This window comes from Streptococcus oralis subsp. dentisani (assembly GCF_002860905.1).
Taxonomy (GTDB): domain Bacteria; phylum Bacillota; class Bacilli; order Lactobacillales; family Streptococcaceae; genus Streptococcus; species Streptococcus oralis_BA.
This window is the reverse complement of sequence record NZ_PKIG01000003.1, coordinates 23,686-41,671: the sequence shown is the minus strand read 5'-3', so window position 1 is coordinate 41,671 and position 17,986 is coordinate 23,686. Positions and strand designations below refer to the sequence as shown.

17 protein-coding genes, 1 tRNA gene, 3 pseudogenes and 1 other annotated feature (1 of these 22 cut by a window edge) are annotated in these 17,986 nt (G+C 38.4%); of the genes and pseudogenes, 9 read left to right on the top strand and 12 right to left on the bottom strand.

Going from position 1 to position 17,986, the window contains the following annotated elements; translation table 11 throughout:
* Positions 1-425 precede the first annotated feature (425 nt).
* A complete protein-coding gene (locus tag CYK16_RS05730; protein ID WP_101776769.1) occupies positions 426-941 on the top strand; it encodes a DUF308 domain-containing protein in 516 nt (171 codons plus the stop codon).
* Positions 942-1,003: 62 nt separating this feature from the next.
* Positions 1,004-1,076: transfer RNA gene (locus CYK16_RS05725), tRNA-Lys, on the top strand.
* A gap of 140 nt (positions 1,077-1,216) precedes the next feature.
* Here CYK16_RS05725 and CYK16_RS05720 read toward each other — a convergent pair.
* Complete coding sequence (locus CYK16_RS05720; protein ID WP_180948748.1) at positions 1,217-2,305, bottom strand: AI-2E family transporter; 1,089 nt, start codon at positions 2,303-2,305, stop codon at positions 1,217-1,219.
* 9 nt (positions 2,306-2,314) lie between these two features.
* A complete protein-coding gene (locus tag CYK16_RS05715; protein WP_004256070.1) occupies positions 2,315-3,604 on the bottom strand; it encodes a hypothetical protein in 1,290 nt (429 codons plus the stop codon).
* A gap of 803 nt (positions 3,605-4,407) precedes the next feature.
* Between CYK16_RS05715 and CYK16_RS05705 the strand changes: the two are divergent.
* Positions 4,408-5,554 (top strand): annotated as a pseudogene (locus tag CYK16_RS05705) (low temperature requirement protein A).
* A gap of 524 nt (positions 5,555-6,078) precedes the next feature.
* On the opposite strand, the gene mgaSpn reads toward CYK16_RS05705, so the two are convergent.
* On the bottom strand, positions 6,079-7,557 hold the full coding sequence (gene mgaSpn, locus CYK16_RS05700) for a virulence factor transcriptional regulator MgaSpn (protein WP_101776768.1): 1,479 nt from the start codon (positions 7,555-7,557) through the stop codon (positions 6,079-6,081).
* Positions 7,558-7,931: 374 nt separating this feature from the next.
* Between mgaSpn and CYK16_RS10895 the strand changes: the two are divergent.
* The 5 genes and pseudogenes from CYK16_RS10895 (at position 7,932) to CYK16_RS05675 (ending at position 9,874) form a co-directional block, all read left to right on the top strand.
* Positions 7,932-8,168, top strand: a pseudogene (locus CYK16_RS10895) (GlsB/YeaQ/YmgE family stress response membrane protein).
* Positions 8,169-8,246: 78 nt separating this feature from the next.
* Positions 8,247-8,819 carry an alkaline shock response membrane anchor protein AmaP gene (gene amaP, locus CYK16_RS05690; protein WP_020901648.1) on the top strand — a complete coding sequence of 191 codons (573 nt, stop codon included), beginning with the start codon at positions 8,247-8,249 and terminating at the stop codon, positions 8,817-8,819.
* A gap of 11 nt (positions 8,820-8,830) precedes the next feature.
* Entirely contained in the window at positions 8,831-9,001 is a 171-nt protein-coding gene (locus tag CYK16_RS05685) for a DUF2273 domain-containing protein (protein ID WP_000455069.1), read from the top strand.
* Between the two features lie 30 nt (positions 9,002-9,031).
* A complete protein-coding gene (locus CYK16_RS05680; protein WP_000064110.1) occupies positions 9,032-9,640 on the top strand; it encodes an Asp23/Gls24 family envelope stress response protein in 609 nt (202 codons plus the stop codon).
* 30 nt (positions 9,641-9,670) lie between these two features.
* Positions 9,671-9,874 carry a CsbD family protein gene (locus CYK16_RS05675; protein ID WP_000109960.1) on the top strand — a complete coding sequence of 68 codons (204 nt, stop codon included), beginning with the start codon at positions 9,671-9,673 and terminating at the stop codon, positions 9,872-9,874.
* 109 nt (positions 9,875-9,983) lie between these two features.
* On the opposite strand, the pseudogene CYK16_RS05670 reads toward CYK16_RS05675, so the two are convergent.
* Together CYK16_RS05670 and CYK16_RS05665 are read right to left on the bottom strand one after the other, a co-directional pair.
* Positions 9,984-10,280, bottom strand: a pseudogene (locus CYK16_RS05670) (transposase); the annotation flags it as partial.
* Between the two features lie 15 nt (positions 10,281-10,295).
* On the bottom strand, positions 10,296-10,751 hold the full coding sequence (locus CYK16_RS05665; protein ID WP_101776767.1) for a GNAT family N-acetyltransferase: 456 nt from the start codon (positions 10,749-10,751) through the stop codon (positions 10,296-10,298).
* Positions 10,752-10,820: 69 nt separating this feature from the next.
* On the opposite strand from CYK16_RS05665, the gene CYK16_RS05660 reads away from it, so the two are divergent.
* Positions 10,821-11,480, top strand: a complete 660-nt coding sequence (locus tag CYK16_RS05660) for a prepilin peptidase (RefSeq protein WP_101776766.1) — start codon at positions 10,821-10,823, stop codon at positions 11,478-11,480.
* On the opposite strand, the gene trpA is transcribed toward CYK16_RS05660, so the two are convergent.
* The 7 genes from trpA to trpE are packed head-to-tail and all read right to left on the bottom strand — an operon-like array spanning position 11,452 to position 17,711.
* Positions 11,452-12,228 carry a tryptophan synthase subunit alpha gene (gene trpA / locus CYK16_RS05655; RefSeq protein ID WP_060805796.1) on the bottom strand — a complete coding sequence of 259 codons (777 nt, stop codon included), beginning with the start codon at positions 12,226-12,228 and terminating at the stop codon, positions 11,452-11,454. The genes CYK16_RS05660 and trpA overlap by 29 nt on opposite strands.
* Positions 12,221-13,444: a tryptophan synthase subunit beta gene (trpB, locus tag CYK16_RS05650; protein ID WP_060805797.1), complete on the bottom strand. Its 1,224-nt coding sequence runs from the start codon at positions 13,442-13,444 to the stop codon at positions 12,221-12,223. Before trpB ends, trpA begins: the two co-directional genes overlap by 8 nt.
* Positions 13,422-14,021, bottom strand: a complete 600-nt coding sequence (locus CYK16_RS05645; protein WP_060805798.1) for a phosphoribosylanthranilate isomerase — start codon at positions 14,019-14,021, stop codon at positions 13,422-13,424. The genes trpB and CYK16_RS05645 overlap by 23 nt, the downstream gene beginning before the upstream one ends.
* Positions 14,008-14,775, bottom strand: a complete 768-nt coding sequence (gene trpC, locus CYK16_RS05640; protein WP_060805799.1) for an indole-3-glycerol phosphate synthase TrpC — start codon at positions 14,773-14,775, stop codon at positions 14,008-14,010. The genes CYK16_RS05645 and trpC overlap by 14 nt, the downstream gene beginning before the upstream one ends.
* Entirely contained in the window at positions 14,772-15,776 is a 1,005-nt protein-coding gene (trpD, locus tag CYK16_RS05635) for an anthranilate phosphoribosyltransferase (RefSeq protein WP_060805800.1), read from the bottom strand. The genes trpC and trpD overlap by 4 nt, the downstream gene beginning before the upstream one ends.
* Before the next feature lie 10 nt (positions 15,777-15,786).
* Positions 15,787-16,353, bottom strand: coding sequence for an aminodeoxychorismate/anthranilate synthase component II (locus CYK16_RS05630; RefSeq protein ID WP_000601909.1), 567 nt, complete (start codon positions 16,351-16,353; stop codon positions 15,787-15,789).
* Positions 16,350-17,711: an anthranilate synthase component I gene (gene trpE / locus CYK16_RS05625; RefSeq protein ID WP_101776765.1), complete on the bottom strand. Its 1,362-nt coding sequence runs from the start codon at positions 17,709-17,711 to the stop codon at positions 16,350-16,352. Before trpE ends, CYK16_RS05630 begins: the two co-directional genes overlap by 4 nt.
* 71 nt (positions 17,712-17,782) lie before the next feature.
* Positions 17,783-17,986: a binding site (T-box leader), on the bottom strand; it runs 28 nt beyond the window's last position.

Sequence of the window (17,986 nt, the reverse complement as noted above, 5' to 3'; positions counted from 1 at the left end):
ATAATATCTTGATTTAATCGCTTTTAACTTATTTATTTCAACTTATTTTAACGCTAATTTACATGTAGGGGGCATCTACATACAACAGGAAAAGCCTTGAGTAAAGGCTTTTTTTGCTTGTCTATAACTGATTTACCCCATCATTTGTCCCACATTTTAAATCTATCTTTTCTTTTTGAATCAAATTACATCTTTACAAATAGTGTAAAGCCAGTTACTTTTGCTTTGATTCCATACAATATTTTCATGTAGAGAAGACAAATTTTATCTTCTCTTTTTATTTTCAAAATAATAAAAACTGATTTTCTTTTCATAAATCAGACTGAAACTTCCAAATTTTCCATTTTGTTTATTGATATTTCCTCTAAAAAGGTGTATAATATTTTTATTATCAAACTATACTATACTATATAGGGGGTATTGAAATGAAATTTTCTAATCGTTTACTGCTATTCCTTGCAGGAGTTGTTTTTGTCCTTTTAGCACTCTTTCTATTTACAAACCCAGTAGCTAATCTTGTTGCTTACAGCTGGTGGATTGCATTTGGTTTACTGGTTTCTTCTATAGCAGCTATTTTAGGCTATTTCTCTGTACCAAAAGAGCTTCGCTCACCAGCTCATCTTTTCCAAGGGATTGTTAATCTTCTCTTAGCTCTTTACCTCGTTGCCTATGGCTTTGTGACGCTACCAGTTGTCATTCCAACTATTTTAGGAATTTGGTTAATTGTAGAAGCCATTATAGCTTTCTTTAAAGGCAATCGTCTGGGATTGATTTTCCCTATTATTGGCAACCATATCATGTGGATAGCGTTGCTTGCATTTTTACTAGGTCTAGTGATTTTGTTCAATCCAGTAGCTACAAGTGTCTTTGTCGTTTATGTCGTTGCCTTTGCATTTTTAATTGTTGGTTTCACCTATATCCTTGATGCCTTTCGTAAATAATCTAGCTGCCATTTTGGGCATATTAAAATAGCTGGGAAGTTACATTCTCAGCTTTTTCTGTTGCCTCCTTAGCTCAGTTGGTAGAGCAGTAGACTCTTAAGCTATGGGGCGCAGGTTCGAGCCCTGCAGGGGGCACATCTAAATCAACAGAAATAAGCCTTGAAACCAAGGCTTTTTTTAACGTCTAATAGCTTTTTGTAGAAAAGTATTTAAAAATAAAAGAGAAGAGAATCTCTCACTCTCTTCTCAGTATATCTTATTAAATTTAGTTTTTCTTAATCTACCTGATTTTCCTTTGCAACGACAAATTCTTTAACCAGTCGATAGATAACAGCAAATACGGGGGTAAAGAATATCATTCCAAGTAGTCCGAAAAGATTGCCTCCAATACTAGCAGCCGCAAGCGTGAAAATAGCTGGCAAACCAATAGACTGACCTACAACTCTAGGATAAATAAGGTTTCCTTCAATCAGCTGTATAACTTGATATAGAAGAAGAGAAAGTAAGGCTTGAGTAGGACTCACTGTGAAGATAAAAATCGCTCCCACAACACAAGCAATCATAGGCCCTACATAAGGAATGAACGATAGCACTCCTGCAAAGATACCTGTCATTACTCCATAGGGTATCCCAAACACGCTGTAACCAACCGCTATCATAACTCCTATGATAACTGCTTCAATCAGCTGACTCATCAAAAATTGGTCATAAGTCTCTAGTGCTACTTGTCCAATGTAAGTCAACTTTATCACCACCTTCTCTGGAAGAAAAACTTTTAGAAGTCGACTCGTCATCGCTGCCAAATGTTCCTTACTGGATAAAAATAAAAAGGTGAAGACTATAATCAAAAAGGCATTCATCAAACTTGAAAAAATATTGCCGATATTACTAGTCAGACCTGATAAAAAACCTATCAAAGCTTGGCTAATAGAACTAGATTGTCCCTGTATGCCTGATACGATAGTTGACAACATGTCTTTGGTTACAAATTCCGAGCTGCCTAGCAATTTCCCAAGTTGAGTAAGGACTGTTGAAAGGACTGTTCCCAGCTGACTAATAGTCTGGGCTAGGGTTGGCAGCACCAAAACCAAAAGAGCAATCACGATTAAGATAAGAGCTAGGAAAACAAGTACCATGGCAATCGGACGACGCAACTCTTCCTTTACCTTCAATTTAACTAAGTACTGTTCAATTTTTTTCATAGGAACATTAAGCACAAAAGCAATAACAGCACCATAAATCAAGGTTGATATTACATCAAAGAGAGAGATTGCTCCTGATATAAAGCTCGATGCATTCAGAATTACAAGAGCAACCAGCCCTATAAAAAGTATTAACGGGGTGTATTTTTTTACTAAGTTCATAAATTCTCCTTAATAAACATGTTTAGATACGACTATACTATTTGGTTTTTCAAACTCTCGATTAAGGTAGGCTTGGTAAGTTCCTGGAGCGATAAATCCTTTGGGTGAGAGGATATCGGTGCCAGCCTGACCGACTATGGTATCAGCCAAGAGCACACAGTTTGTAGATAAGACAAAGTAGGATTTAAACTTAGATTTGATAAATTTATAAAGTTCCCCATCTGTCTCATGTCTGATTTTATAAGCGTAGGTGTAGTCTTCCTTACCATCACCTGTCATGATTTTATCTGCACTTGGCTCCCATGGAATCGTCAGTTGTTTCAATTCAGCCAACTTTTTCTGAACTGCTTTTTCCATTTCAGGCGTCAAATCTATCCCATAACCAAAAAGCGTTTTTTGACTCTCACGTTTACATAGGTCAATGTACTTGTCACGATCACAGAAATATAAGACACCATCTCCTACCATGCCAAATAAGGTCTCAGAAGACGGATCATAGTTGCCATAAGAAATAACACGGCCTTGATAGCAGATATCCACATGACCAATTGCCGAAAACAGAGAGGTCTCAGCTGTATGAACAAAAATTTCAAGCTCCGCTGTCTTACCAGACTTCACTATTCCAAGATGGATATCTTCTTCCTCATCAGCATTTTCCAGCATAAATTTGTTAACTTTTGCTAAAGTTCTTGCAGGGATGAGAGCGGCTAGGACAATAGGTAAGCTAATTCTAATACGACGTTTGAGATGGTTTTTCCCAATTTCCTCCTCAAACAAGAAACCATCACGGATATTGGACACACCATAAAGGAAAAAATAAGCCCCTAATACAAAGAGTTGAAAGACAGAATTTCCTGTAGAGGACAAAAGACTAGTCCCACCAAGAAAAACTAGTACGAGTCCATCTAGTAAGAGACGAAAACGAGGTCGAATTTTGTTTTTGCGGTAGAGAACATAGGTGACAAGGTTAATACTAGCATGAAAAATCTGATAAACTCCAATCACAAGAGCCAAAATATAAATCGGCACATCCGTCGCAAGATTGGAGCCAAGCAAATATCCCAGCACTAACAATTTAACCAGTGCAACTCCCAAGGTGTCCGTTGACTGACTTTTTTTGAAAATACGTAATACTAAATCTAAGACCGTTGCTATCCAAGCTAAAAACAGAACCAGTCGAATAACCTTTACTGGCAACCAAGTCCCCGTGACCATCAAGATGAGACCTAGCAGAACAAACAAGAACCCCTGAGCAAGTAATTTCTTACCTGTCAGACCTAAAGATAGAATTTTCGCCATATAAAAACCTTTCAACAATAAAAATTAAACACTCCGATTAAACTGACTAGTAAATAGCCAACACTACAAACAGCCTGTGCCAGCAACATATGGTGACTAGAAATGACTGTAGTAATGTCACCATCTTGTCTTATGCACTTCTAAAATTTGTTTTATTGATTCGAAAACAAAGCTAATAAAAATTAACTAAACTTGAGAGATAAGTACAATTGAGACGAAAAAATGTATAACCAATTCAACTTGTTAAGGTAAGAAAGCATTATTTCCAATCTATTAATTATTCATCTATTACCTATTATGACACAATATTCCCTATAGTTCAACTTTTTACTTGTTTTTATATTACACGGACTAAAAAGTTTTCAACAGTTGATTGCATTTGTTTTAATAAGTTTTAACCTTTCTTGGTTAGATAAAAAAAGAACCATACAGTTTAGAATCTGTATGGTTTTTGCCCCACTTTTGTCCCATTTTTAAATCATGACATTGAAAATACCTAAAATCACTTATATTTCAATATTTTTAATTGCTCTCAATATGAAAGTCCTTTCCAAATCCCTGTAGGGGGCATCTAAATCAACAGGAAAAAGCCTTGGAATCAAGGCTTTTTTGTGTAGTCTTAGCACTAAAAAACGATAGAAAAAACACCCCTTCTGAACTGCACCCCAAAAGTTAGACAGAAAAAACCTAACTTTTGTGGCGCAGTTCATTCGCGCCACATGAAGTTATTTAAGCATCTTCTTTTCTCTCATTACCATTTTATGTTATAATAAATTGTACTTCTAAAATAGAAAGGTCTTAAGATGACAACTCTTGTTAAACATAAACGTGTAAATTATTCAGAACTTTTTTTATGATCTAGTTTTTGTTTTTGCGATTTCAAAAGTAACTGCTTTAATTCACCATCTTCATAACGGTATTTTGACTTGGAATTCTTTGCTTGATTTTTTCATGTCTGTCTTGCTTCTCATCGATTCCTGGATGATTCAAACCGATTATACCAATCGCTATGGAAAGAACTCTTTATTTAACATAGTAATCATGTTTATCAAAATGGGAATTTTACTCTTTATAGCCAATATGATTGGACCTGATTGGCAACAATATTTTCATTATCTCTGTTGGGCTATTGGTACATTAACCCTTACCTTATTTTTTCAATATTTGGTTGAATTTTTTAGAAAATCAACCGATGATGTTAATCGGGAAAGTATCAAAGGTTTTCTATGGATAACAGGTCTACGAAGTTTAGAAATCTATCTAGCAGCTCTTCTTCCTATTTACATTGGAGTCTATATCCTTTATGCTAGTATTCTGCTAACATTTATTACGCCAATTACCTCGATTAGTAAAGATGATCATTACCAGGTAAATCTCCCCCATTTAATCGAGCGCATCTCCCTTCTTGTCATTATTACGTTTGGAGAGATGATTATGGAGCTAGCTAACTTCTTTACAATCGAGAATTTCTCGATTTATTCGGTTCTTTATTTCATTATTATGCTTTCTCTGTTCTTGTTTTATTTTGGTCAATTCGACCATGCTATTGATGAAAAATCTAATCAAAAGGGACTATTTCTAATTTACAGTCACTATCCTATTTTCATTGGACTTATGATGATGACCGTTTCGATGAGTTTTCTTCTGAATCCTGAAACTAATCTTCTCTTTGCAACCAGCTTCTTTTATATCGGAATTGGCCTCTTCCAAGCTGCTGTCCTAGCAAATGGGCCCTATAACAAACACTATCTTCGCTATTCGAAAAGTTACTACTGTGTCCAAGCTACACTCTATCTGGCTGCCTTGATTCTCTCTTTAATCTTTGCTTCTAATCCTATAATAGTAGTAAGTATTACAACCATTTTAGCTCTAGCTATAGCTATTCATTCTATTTATTTTTATATGACACAGACTAAAAAACATTCCACACCTTACTGGGAGTTGTTTTAATGAGTTTATAAGATTAAAAAGCTTTGGGAACCAAGGCTTTTTTTCATTAATTTGTTTTTCCATTTTATCCTCCGATTTGAACTCGCACTGACATTTATTTATAACAAAACTATATATCTAGAATAGCATAATCATTAGGTATTATAGGTTTTCAAACCAAATACGAGTCATTCGTTTTTGCCCCACTTTTGCCCCATTTTTAAATCCTGACATTGAAAACACCTAAAAGTATTTCCCTAAAATCAGCTATATTTCAACATTTTTGTTTATTTTCAATATGAAAAGTTCTTACAAATCCATGTAGGGGGCATCTACATACAACAGGAAAAGCCTTGGAATCAAGGTTTTTTTCGTATCTTCTACAAAAAAAGCAAGAGTTTTAGAGGACTATGACTCTAGATGTACATTTTACTTAAATGACTGAAGGTCTTTTCTTAATAAAAACACCCCAAAAATTAGATTTTTTCTGTCTAACTTTTGAGGTACAGTTCAAAACGCGAAATAGCATTTTTTATTTTAGGTTACTAATCTAATCGAATAAACATCATGGCATTTAACAAAGATATGAGTGAGACCGTGTTTATATTATTTGAATAGATCAGTCTCTTATTTTCAATCGGAGGAATAATAAAATTAGAAATGATGATATCATAAGGCGATTCTTCTAAAGATTCCTTTGATAATTCTAATTCAGTCCAAACTTCAAGTTCAAAATTGTTGCTGCAATAATAAGAAAGTGTCTCTGCAACGGATTTTGCATGATACTGATCAAAATTACTCATAACCAGAACCTTCAGCTTTGGCTGATTTTGTAGTAGATTAAGCACCAAATGTTTGGTATGAGTGATGAAGGTATAAGATAGATGATTTACCATCATTGAACTAGAACAAACTTCAAGAGTCTCTAAATAATGAGAAAGCTCTTTTTTTACATCTGAAACAAATTTAGGGAAAATATTTTGAAAATTCCTGATTGTATTCCCTTTTTGATCAAATAAAATAAACTCAGTGGACAACTCCTGACGATACAGATGTGCAGTATTATGCAGATGCCAAATCAGATTATCCTTATTCTCAATCTCAATCTGATACTTGACTGAAATCTGATCAATAAAATCACTCAATAGATGGTAAGATTTTTCAACATAGCTATCCTTTTTTACGCATTTCAAAAAGAGACTTTCATCTATGAAAAACATTTTTTGAAAGTAAGACACAAATAATTGGCAAACAACTTCTTCATCTAAAGAGATATTGTATTCTGATTCAAAACTCTGAGCAACACCTTCTATTCCTTCTGCCTGCATTAAAAAATCCAAACTTTGGTCGTTAAAAGAATCTTTCTCTATTTCCATAAGATGACCAAACTTTATTCGATATAGATTAATAACCAGGAGCAGCTTTAGCATTCTATGCGTTGACAAATTCATTGGAAAGCTTGTTTCCTTATAAACCAATTCTAACAATTGAGATAGGGGCTCTGATGAAAAATTTTCAAATGGCCATTCTAGGAAATAATATTTTTCTGAAAAATATTGTGCAAAAAAGTAACGAATGTCTCTCTCATTTCCAATGATTTGAACAGGGGTCAGACTAATTTCAAATTGAAATTGCTTTTTAATCACTTTATTGATTTGGCTAATAATACGATAGAGCGAAGATGAACTGATATAAAATTCTTTACAAATACTCTCAGCTTGACAGCCTTCATTAAAAAAGATAAATTCTAAAATCGAAAAATGAGTTGAATGCTTAAAGAAATTATGGTAAACCATTTCAATATCACTATCATCGGTATTAATAATGCGTATACCATTAGTAGAAGAATGAAAAATCAAGTCAGGAAAAGCAGATCTAACATGGGATAGATCATCTTTGACTGCACGTTCTGTACAATTTAGTAACTCTGCTAGTTCAGAACGATGAAACCATCGTTTATGTTCAAATAATAATTCTAATAATTCTAATTGCCTATGACTTTTTTTAGATAATAAATCTCTCATGAATGTCTTTCTCTCTTTATAAATTATCGGATTAAACCTCTTGCAATTATACCACAAAGAATAGGTATAACATGATATAACGACTTTTCCTAAATCTTTTATTTCGTATAATAACACTACAGAGACAATATATAAACAATTTTCTTATTTTACCGTCTATTGAGGGCGTGAATACAGAATCAAATTCAAGTCGAAAGATTATATTTTTAATTTTAAAAATTATATAATAGCAACAATCAAAGAATTTGATTTTTTTATATTAAAATTATATAATAATCAAAATAATTGATTATTTTATATTAAAATTATACAATAGCAATAATCAAAGGAATTGATTTATTTTTTGATATTAAAATAAAAAAGGAGGGTAAGCAATATTGTGGTCAATCATTGCTGGAGGTCTTATTGGACTTGTAGCAGGTAGAATCACTAAAAAAGGTAGTTCTATGGGAATCGTCGCAAATGTATTCGCTGGTTTAGTCGGGTCATCTGTAGGACAATCCCTTTTAGGTAGTTGAGGCCCATCCATCGTTGGAATGGCTTTGATCCCATCTATTGCAGGAGCAGCAATTGTTGTTACTGTAGTATCATTCTTTACAGGTAAAAAATAATTACTTGTAGTAATAAACTATTTTTAAATAGATTAGACGGGTAAAAATAGTTTAAATGTTAAATCGAAAGGATTGTATATGTCAAAAGCAAAGAAAATATGTTTCATTATTTTCTGTATTTTAATCTTGACAATTTTCCTTCCTGTTTTGATAGATTATCATCAAGTTAGTGATCTAGGCATTCAGCTATTTAGCTGGAGACAGAATCATTTCGTTGAATTTTATCTCTCTAGATATATATTCTGGGGGATAGTGGCTCTATCAACTTTAGTTTTGTTATCGATGTTAGTTGTGTTGTTTTATCCTAAACGTTATTTGGAAATTCAACTTGAAACTAAAAACGATACATTGAAATTAAAGAATTCAGCAATCGAAGGTTTTGTTAGAAGTTTGGTGAGTGATCATGGATTGATCAAGAACCCAACTGTTCATGTAAATTTACGAAAAAATAAATGTTTCGTTCATGTAGAAGGTAAAATTCTTCCTTCGGACAACATCGCTGACAGATGCCAACTAATTCAAAATGAAATAACTAATGGATTGAAGCAGTTTTTTGGTATTGAGCGTCAGGTTAAACTAGAAGTTCTAGTAAAAGACTACCAGCCTAAACCAAAACCTCAAAACAAAAAGACTGTTAGTCGTGTGAAGTAAGGAAGTAAAAAATGGAATGGCTTAAACAATATCGATATCCAATTATCACTGGTCTCATAGGCGTATTTCTCGCTTGTTTGATTATCTCCTTTGGCTTCTTCAAGACAATATTTGTATTGATTTTAGGAGCACTGGGAGTTGCAGCTGGATTATATATCGAAAAAAACTATATAGATAAATAAAAATTACTAATTTAATTAAAGGAGTTTCATATGTCAAACGAAAAAAACATTAACACTAACGTAGAAAAGAAAGATGCTACTGCTGTAGCTCACGAAATCAAAGGGGAACTTACTTACGAAGATAAAGTTATCCAAAAAATCATTGGTCTGTCACTAGAAAACGTTTCAGGTCTTTTGGGAATCGACGGTGGTTTCTTCTCAAATCTTAAAGAAAAAATCGTTAACAGCGATGACGTAACAAGTGGTGTTAACGTAGAAGTTGGTAAAACACAAGTTGCAGTTGACTTAAACATTATTGCTGAGTACCAAAAAAATGTTCCAGCTTTATATTCAGAAATCAGAGAAATCGTATCTTCAGAAGTTGCTAAAATGACTGACTTGGAAGTTGTTGAAATCAACGTAAACGTTGTCGACATCAAAACTAAAGAACAACATGAAGCAGACTCAGTAAGCCTTCAAGATCGCGTATCTGACGTTGCTGAATCAACAGGAGAATTCGCTTCAGAACAATTCGAAAAAGCTAAATCTGGTCTTGGATCTGGTTTCTCAACTGTTCAAGAAAAAGTTAGCGAAGGTGTAGAAGCTGTTAAAGGTGCAGCAACTGGTGTAGTATCTCACGAAAAAACTCGTGTAAACTAATATAAAATAAATATAACAGGAGAAATTATCATGTCAGTAGAAGAAAAATTGAATCAAGCTAAAGGTTCTATTAAAGAAGGTGTTGGGAAAGCCATCGGAGATGAAAAAATGGAAAAAGAAGGAACAGCTGAAAAAGTTGTTTCTAAAGTAAAAGAAGTTGCTGAAGATGCCAAAGACGCTGTAGAAGGTGCTATCGAAGGTGTTAAAAACATGTTGAGTGGCGACAATAAATAAGGCTAAAAGTTACTTTATCTCTTTAGTAACATTAGTCAAAAGAGTCTGAGTCAAGATGATTCTCAGAAAACAAAAAGCTAGAGATTTCCAATTGCGGAACTCTAGCTTTTTAATTTTGCCTCTTTCTCTTATTATATTTCAGCAGGTTGTTGACCATGAGTACGAATCCCATGTCAATTCTCACTTTACGTTTACCTCTCAGATAACATCTCTTATAACCCAAACAAACCTTTATCTGCCCAAAGACAGATTTCATATCAATCTTACGTTTAGCGAAAATTTGTCTACCCTTGGAAGATAAAAGTGCCTGATATTCTTTAGTTTTTAAACACTGGTAACGTTCATTCATATACAGACCCTTTTGAGGGGCTGATTCAGGTTCATCATCGCAGTCAACATTGATTTCAAGGCTGTTTGATTTCTACCTCCTCTTTTTCATGATGTATTTTCGTACAGGTTCTTCAACTATTTGAACGATTTCAAATCCTTCTTTTTGGTAAAGATTCTGAGCTCTTTGATTTGCCTCGAAGACATTTAGAGAGATGCTGTCTATATCTTTATTTTCAAAGACCAAACTAACAAATTTCCTTAAAGCCTGTCTACCTAAGCCTTGCCCCTGTTTCTGAGGATTGATAAAAAATCTTCCAATATGAAGATTACTGTCTTCTAGCCTGATTTTCTGGATAAGCCCGACAAACTCTTGTCCTTCAAAGATTGAAAAGATTCCTTCCAACTCTTGCAAAACTTGAATTGTCAAGGGAAAAGAAATCCTTGGTCCCATCCATTGTTCTTGAAAGGATTTGCCAAGGGAGTTGGACCATTGGCATACGAGCTGAGCGTTTTCTGTGCTCACCTTTTCTTCAAAACGAATTATCATCTTGACCTCACTATCTTGTCTATGTTTCTTTATTATACTACTTCTACTATTTTTTACGAATAGATAAGTATGATTGATATTTATTTTTTTCTTGTCGGGAGCATTCTCGCTTCCTTTCTTGGATTGCTCATCGACCGTTTTCCAGAGCAATCCATTATCAGCCCAGCCAGTCACTGCGATTCCTGTCAGACTCCTTTGCGTCCCTTAGATTTGATTCCGATTCTCTCGCAGGTCTTCAATCGCTTTCGCTGTCGCTACTGCAAGGCTCGCTATCCTGTCTGGTATGCCCTCTTTGAACTAGGTTTAGGACTCCTCTTTCTGGCTTGGTCTTGGGAATTACTTTCCTTGAGTCAAGTCATCCTAATCACTGCTGGTTTGACCTTGGGCATTTACGACTTTCGCCATCAGGAATATCCCTTACTGGTCTGGATGACTTTCCACCTAATCCTCATGGTTTCCTCTGGCTGGAATCTAGTCATGGTCTTCTTCCTTATCCTCGGAATTTTAGCTCATTTTATCGATATCCGCATGGGCGCAGGAGATTTCCTATTTTTGGCTTCTTGTGCTCTCGTCTTTAGCGCAACCGAGTTACTCATCTTGATTCAGTTTGCTTCTGCGACGGGGATTCTAGCCTTTCTCCTGCAAAAGAAAAAGGAAAGACTTCCTTTTGTGCCTTTCCTCTTACTTGCTGCTTGTGTGATTATTTTTGGTAAGCTACTGCTTGTTTGATAAAGTCCTGAATTGGCTCTCCTTGATGGAGAGCTTTTACAATTTTCGAACCAACGATAACACCATCTGATACCGCATTGAAGCGTTCAACATCGGCTTGACTAGATACGCCAAAACCTGTCAAGACTGGGATATCGGACACTTGATGCAATTGTGCCAAGTGCTTGTCCAAATCTGCGCGGTAATTGCCTGATTTCCCTGTCACCCCATTGATGGCAACTGCATAGACGAATCCTTCTGCCCCCTTGATCAACTCTTTTTGACGCTCAATTCCTGTCGTCAAACTAACTAGGGGAATCAAGCCCATGTCTGTGTCTGCCAAAAATGGTTCTACAAAGTTGGCATGCTCATGAGGCAGGTCTGGGATAATCAAGCCCTTAACAGCTGTATCTGCCAAATCTTTGACAAAGTTCTCCACACCGTACTGAAAGAGGGGGTTGAAGTAGGTCATGATGACCAGCGGAACCTCTGTTTCAATGGTTTTCAAGGTTTCAACCAAAGCTTGTGTCGAAGTCCCGTGTGCTAAACTGCGCAAGCCAGCTTCTTCGATAACAGGTCCATCTGCAACAGGGTCTGAAAAGGGAATGCCCACTTCAATAGCCGAAACACCCAAATCTTCTAAAAAGTGGATTGTTTCAGCGAGACCACCCAAACCTTTCTCGTGGTCTCCAGCCATGATATAAGGAACGAAAATTCCTTTTCCAGTTGCTTTTATAGCATTCAATTTTTCTGTTAGTGTCTTAGGCATGAGTTTCTCCCTTCTTTGTTGCATCTGATTCCAAGCGGTCTTTGACTTGAACCACATCCTTGTCCCCACGACCTGATAGACAGACTATCATGGATTTGTCTGGACCGAGTTCTTTGGCCAATTTCACCGCAAAAGCAATAGCGTGGCTAGATTCCAAGGCTGGGATGATCCCTTCCACGCGAGACAAGAGTTGGAATCCTTCCAAGGCTTCCTCGTCAGTCACAGGAACATAGCTGGCTCGTTTGATATCATGATAGTGAGAATGTTCTGGACCAATACCTGGGTAGTCCAAACCTGCTGAGATTGAGAAAGCTTCTAAGATTTGACCATGGGCATCTTGGAGCACATCCATAAGCGAACCGTGAAGAACACCTGGACGACCCTTGGTCAAGGTAGCTGCGTGGTGCTCCGTATCCACACCAAGTCCAGCCGCTTCAGCCCCATACATGGCCACAGACTCATCTTCTACAAATGGATGGAAGAGCCCGATAGCATTAGAACCACCACCAACACAGGCTACTAAGGCATCTGGTAAATCTTGACCTGTCAAATCACGGTACTGTTGTTTAGCTTCTCGACCAATGACACTTTGAAAGTCACGAACGATTTCTGGGAATGGATGAGGCCCCAAGGCAGAACCAAGAATATAGTGGGTATCATCGATATTAGCTACCCATGAACGAAGGGCTGCATTGACCGCATCCTTGAGCACGCGCGAACCGTCTGTCACTGCCTCAACCTTAGCTCCCAAAAGCTCCATACGGAAGACATTGAGGGCTTGGCGTTTGACATCTTCCTCACCCATGTAGATGGTACATGCCATGTTAAAGAGGGCTGCAGCTGTTGCAGTTGCCACACCGTGCTGACCAGCACCTGTTTCTGCGATAATTTTCTTTTTACCCATGCGTTTGGCAAGTAAAACTTGTCCTAAGGCATTGTTAATTTTGTGGGCCCCTGTATGATTAAGATCTTCACGTTTAAGATAAATCTTGGCTCCGCCAATATGCTGGGTCAAGTTTTTTGCGTAGTAAAGGGGAGTTTCACGTCCCACATACTGGCGCAAAAGTTGGTTTAATTCCTCTTGGAAACTTGGGTCTGCCTGACTTTCACGGTAGGCCTTCTCCAACTCCAAAACTGCTGTCATCAATGTTTCTGGGACAAAACGTCCGCCGAATTTTCCGTAAAATCCATCTTTATTTGGTTCTTGATATGCCATTCTTTACCCTCTCTATAAATCTTCTAATCTTTTCCTGATCTTTTTGTCCATCTGTCTCCACTCCGCTTGATACATCGACTGCATATGGAGTAAAGTGTTGAATTGCTTTTACTACATTGTCTTCATTAAGCCCACCTGCGATGAAAAATGGCTGAGCTAGTTCTGTCGTATCCAGTTGGCCCCAGTCAAAGGTCTGGCCACTCCCTGCCACAGGGGCATCAAAGAGTAGATAGTCTGCCTGAGAATTGGGCACATGACCCTCTCCATCCACCTGCACAGCCTGAATACTGGGACAAGGCAAATTCTCAAACAAACCATCTGCCACCTGACCGTGAACCTGTACCAAGTCCAAGCCAACTTTGTCAATGACTTCTAGCAGTTCTGCCCGACTTGGTGAAACAAATACACCAACCTTTTTGACATCTGCAGGAATAAGCTTTGCCAGCTCAGCAGCCTGATCCAAGGTCACCTGTCTTTTACTAGGTGCGAAGACAAAGCCGATGTAGTCGGCTCCTGCTGAAACGGCTGTTTCCACCGCTTCTTTAGTAGATAATCCACAAATCTTAACCTTTGTCAATCTGCAACTCCTTGATGCTCTGGGCCACATCTTCTGCCTGCATGAGAGCTGTCCCTACTAAAATTCCGTTAAAGTATGGTGCTACTCGTTCCGCATCCTGCCCTGTGAAAATAGCAGATTCAGAAATGTACAAGCAATCATCTTTGAAATGTTTAGCCAAGTCTACACTGGTCTGCAAGTCAACTTCAAAGGTGGTCAAGTTGCGGTTATTGACCCCGATAATCTGGGCACCAAGTCTGTGAGCTACCTCTAGTTCAGCTAGATTGTGGGTCTCCACCAAGACTTCCAACCCAAGCTCTGTCGCGTAGTCATACAGTTCTTTGAGACGTTCTTCTGACAAGGCAGCCACAATGAGCAAGATGACTGTCGCACCCGCATTGCGAGCACGGATGATTTGCTTTTCATCGATAATAAAGTCCTTGTTGAGCGTCGGAATTCCTACCTGACTGGAAATCTCCCGTAGATAATCCAAATGTCCTTTAAAGAAAACTTCATCTGTCAGAACAGAAATCATCACTGCTCCGTTCGCTTCATAAGTCTGGGCCTGTTGCACAATATCCACATCTAGATTGATATCTCCCAGACTAGGGCTAGCTTTCTTGACTTCAGCGATTACCTGTAATCGGTCTTGGTGTTGTTTTAGATAGTCAGACAAGCGATAGGTCTGGCGCAGGGGCTGGATTTCCTCCAGCTCCATCTGCTCGACCTCACGCGCCTTCTGCTCCAAAATTCGTGCTAAAAATTCCTGACTCATTTTTGGTACTCCTGTAACAGTCTAAGTTTTTCAAGGGCCTTGCCACTAGCAATCACTTGACGAGCCAAGGCAACTCCATCCTTAATACTAGCCACCTTACCATTAGCATAGAAACCAAGACCTGCATTTAAAACTGTAGTTTCCAAGAATGGACTTGGTTCATTTTTAAGAACGCTGAGCAAAATTTCTGCATTTTCCTGAGCATTGCCTCCACGAATATCTTCGATAGCGTAACGTTCCATTCCCAAATCCTCTGGAGTAAAGCTTGATAAGCTGATTTCGCCATTTTCAAGAAGAGAAATCTTGGTTGTTCCGTTCAAACCAGCTTCATCCAGTCCTTCTGGCCCAGCAACCACGATGGCACGTTTGCGACCCATATTTTTCAAAACCTGAGCTGTGCTTTCTAGAAGTTCTGGGCGGCTAATTCCAAGAAGCTGTGTTTCCAAGGCCATCGGGTGAATCAGGGGACCAGTCAAGTTCATAATCGTTGGAATTCCCAATTCCAAACGAGCTGGCATGATGTATTTCATAGCTGGGTGCATATTTTTGGCAAAGAGAAAGACGATTCCAGTTTTATCAAAAATCTTACCTAGTTCAGCTGGTTTAAGGTCTAGGTTGATGCCCAAGGCTTCGAGGACATCTGCAGAACCAGATTTAGAAGAAATCGAGCGGTTACCGTGTTTTGCCATATGAACACCACCACCAGCCAAGACAAAGGCTGAGGTTGTGGAAATGTTAAAGCTGAAGGATTTGTCTCCACCTGTACCACAGTTGTCCATGGCATCATGAATTTCAGTTGGAATATGTTGAGCATGGCCTCTCATGACCTGGGCAATGGCTGTGCGCTCTTCAGGTGTTTCCCCCTTCATCTTAAGAGCCAAGAGGAGAGAAGCAATCTGCGCCTCCGTTACACGCCCAGTTACGATACGCTCAATGACATCCGTCATTTCCACACCTGATAAATTTTCAAATTTTGCTAGTTTTTCAATAATCTCTTTCATCCTAGTTTCCTCACTTTACAACCTTCTCGATAAAATTCCGAATGGAAGACAAGCCATCTGGCGTTCCGATACTCTCTGGATGGTACTGGAAACCATAAATTGGTAGATTTTTGTGTTGAATTCCCATAATGGCCTGGTCATCAGTTGAACGAGCTGTCACTTCAAAGTCTTCTGGCATTTCTTCAATCAAAATACTGTGGTAACGCATGACCGCACGGCCATCCTCGATACCTTGATACAAAACAGATGGCGCTTCAAAGCTGATATTACTCTGTTTCCCATGCATGACTTTTGGAGCCAAACCTAACTTACCACCAAAAACTTCTGCAATGGCTTGGTGGCCCAAACAAATCCCAAGAATCGGCTTCTTGCCAGCAAAATCACGAATCATGTCTTCCATCTTTCCAGCATCAACTGGCCAACCAGGACCAGGAGAAAAGACCAGACCGTCTGCTTTTTCAGCTTCTTCATACAGCTTGGGATCATCATTTCTCAAGACCTGAACTTCTGCAAAATTCCCAATGTATTGGGCCAAGTTATAGGTAAAAGAATCATAGTTGTCAATCAATAAAATCATGGTCTTAGTTCTCCAATTCTAGTCATAGATTTTGCTTTGTTAATGGTTTCTTGGTATTCGTTTTGGGCGATGGAGTCGTAGACAATCCCTGCCCCAGCCTGCACATAGGCTGTTTGATTTTTGAGAATCATCGTTCGGATGGCAATGGCTAAATCCATATCACCCGTCGCAGACAAGTAGCCGATTGCTCCTGCGTATACGCCCCGTTTTTCTGTTTCCAGTTCATAGATGCGTCTCATCGCGCGAATTTTTGGTGCTCCTGACACTGTTCCAGCTGGAAGTGTTGCTTTCAAGGCATCCATGGCAGTGAGTTCTGGAAGCAAACGCCCCTTGACCACACTGGTCAAATGCATGACGTAGCGGAAGAGCTCCACTTCCATATACTTGGTGACTTGGACACTTGCTGTTTCAGAGATGCGGCCAATATCATTACGCCCCAAGTCTACTAACATCCGATGCTCTGCTGTTTCCTTCTCATCCGAAAGCAGGTCTGTCGCCAAAGCCTTGTCTTCTTCATCCGTAGCCCCTCTTGGTCGTGTCCCTGCAATCGGATTGGTTGTCACGATGCCATTTTTGACAGAAACCAAACTTTCAGGACTGGCACCGATGATTTGATAATCCCCAAAATCATAAAAATAAAGGTAATTGGATGGATTGGTCACACGAAGATTTCTGTAAAAGTCAAATGGATTTCCAGTCACTTCTGCTGAGAAGCGCTGACTGAGTACACATTGAAACATATCTCCGTTACGAATCAAGTCACGAGCGGTTTCCACCATTTCCTCAAACTTCTGAGGAGCAATATGGGGTTTGAAGTCTAGCGGAGATAAATCCAAGTCTTCAAATTCATTTGGAGCAGGAATGCGTAATTCCTCAAGAACTTGGTTCAAGGCTTTTTCCAAATCTTCTTGACTGCGCTCGCTGTAGAGAGCATCCTCGATGACATGGATTTTTTCCTTCTTATGGTCAAAGACCATGTAGCTCTCATAGACGAAGAAATGCATGTCTGGCGTTCCAATTGTATCTTGGGGGATTTGACCAATTTCTTCATAAAGCGAAATCATATCGTAACCGACAAAGCCAATAGCTCCCCCACCAAAAGGTAGATCTGAATGGTGCTGGCTCTTATGAGTCACTTCATAAAGGAAATCCAAAGGATCCCGATCAATCACTTGACCATTTTGATAAAGAACTCCATTTTCAAACTTAATCTCAAAAACTGGATTATAGGCTAGGATAGAAAAACGAGCGGTTTCTTTGTCTCTCGGAATACTCTCTAAGATAACCTTGTGTTGCCCCTTTAGGCGCATATAAGCCAAGATTGGTGATAAGACATCTCCATGAATGATTCGTTCCATTGTAATTTCCCTTTCAGTTCTACTTCTAGTCCGTGGCGACTGTATGAAAAATCCCCACGCAAAATAACTTGCGTGAGGACGAAATTCGCGGTGCCACCTCAATTATAGGATTTCTCCTATCTCTCATTCCTGTCTCAGATACCTCCTGTAACAGGCTGTGCGATAAAGGGCACTCCCTTGAGAATTATGTTTTCTTCTCTCGTTTCAGATGGACCCAACTTTACAGCTTTCTCTGCTTGTTTCCAGCAACCACAAGCTCTCTGTGAGAGAAAAGA

Bases quoted from the DNA above. Each gene is read 5' to 3' on its own strand.
- trpD (WP_060805800.1), bottom strand. From the start codon at position 15,776: ATGAAAGAGATTATTGAAAAACTAGCAAAATTTGAAAATTTATCAGGT.
- mgaSpn (WP_101776768.1), bottom strand. From the start codon at position 7,557: ATGAGAGATTTATTATCTAAAAAAAGTCATAGGCAATTAGAATTATTA.
- CYK16_RS05685 (WP_000455069.1), top strand. From the start codon at position 8,831: ATGGAATGGCTTAAACAATATCGATATCCAATTATCACTGGTCTCATA.
- CYK16_RS05660 (WP_101776766.1), top strand. From the start codon at position 10,821: ATGATTGATATTTATTTTTTTCTTGTCGGGAGCATTCTCGCTTCCTTT.
- CYK16_RS05630 (WP_000601909.1), bottom strand. From the start codon at position 16,353: ATGATTTTATTGATTGACAACTATGATTCTTTTACCTATAACTTGGCC.
- CYK16_RS05730 (WP_101776769.1), top strand. From the start codon at position 426: ATGAAATTTTCTAATCGTTTACTGCTATTCCTTGCAGGAGTTGTTTTT.
- trpC (WP_060805799.1), bottom strand. From the start codon at position 14,775: ATGAGTCAGGAATTTTTAGCACGAATTTTGGAGCAGAAGGCGCGTGAG.
- trpB (WP_060805797.1), bottom strand. From the start codon at position 13,444: ATGGCATATCAAGAACCAAATAAAGATGGATTTTACGGAAAATTCGGC.
- CYK16_RS05680 (WP_000064110.1), top strand. From the start codon at position 9,032: ATGTCAAACGAAAAAAACATTAACACTAACGTAGAAAAGAAAGATGCT.
- trpA (WP_060805796.1), bottom strand. From the start codon at position 12,228: ATGCCTAAGACACTAACAGAAAAATTGAATGCTATAAAAGCAACTGGA.
- amaP (WP_020901648.1), top strand. From the start codon at position 8,247: ATGTCAAAAGCAAAGAAAATATGTTTCATTATTTTCTGTATTTTAATC.
- CYK16_RS05715 (WP_004256070.1), bottom strand. From the start codon at position 3,604: ATGGCGAAAATTCTATCTTTAGGTCTGACAGGTAAGAAATTACTTGCT.
- CYK16_RS05675 (WP_000109960.1), top strand. From the start codon at position 9,671: ATGTCAGTAGAAGAAAAATTGAATCAAGCTAAAGGTTCTATTAAAGAA.
- CYK16_RS05720 (WP_180948748.1), bottom strand. From the start codon at position 2,305: ATGAACTTAGTAAAAAAATACACCCCGTTAATACTTTTTATAGGGCTG.
- CYK16_RS05665 (WP_101776767.1), bottom strand. From the start codon at position 10,751: ATGATAATTCGTTTTGAAGAAAAGGTGAGCACAGAAAACGCTCAGCTC.
- trpE (WP_101776765.1), bottom strand. From the start codon at position 17,711: ATGGAACGAATCATTCATGGAGATGTCTTATCACCAATCTTGGCTTAT.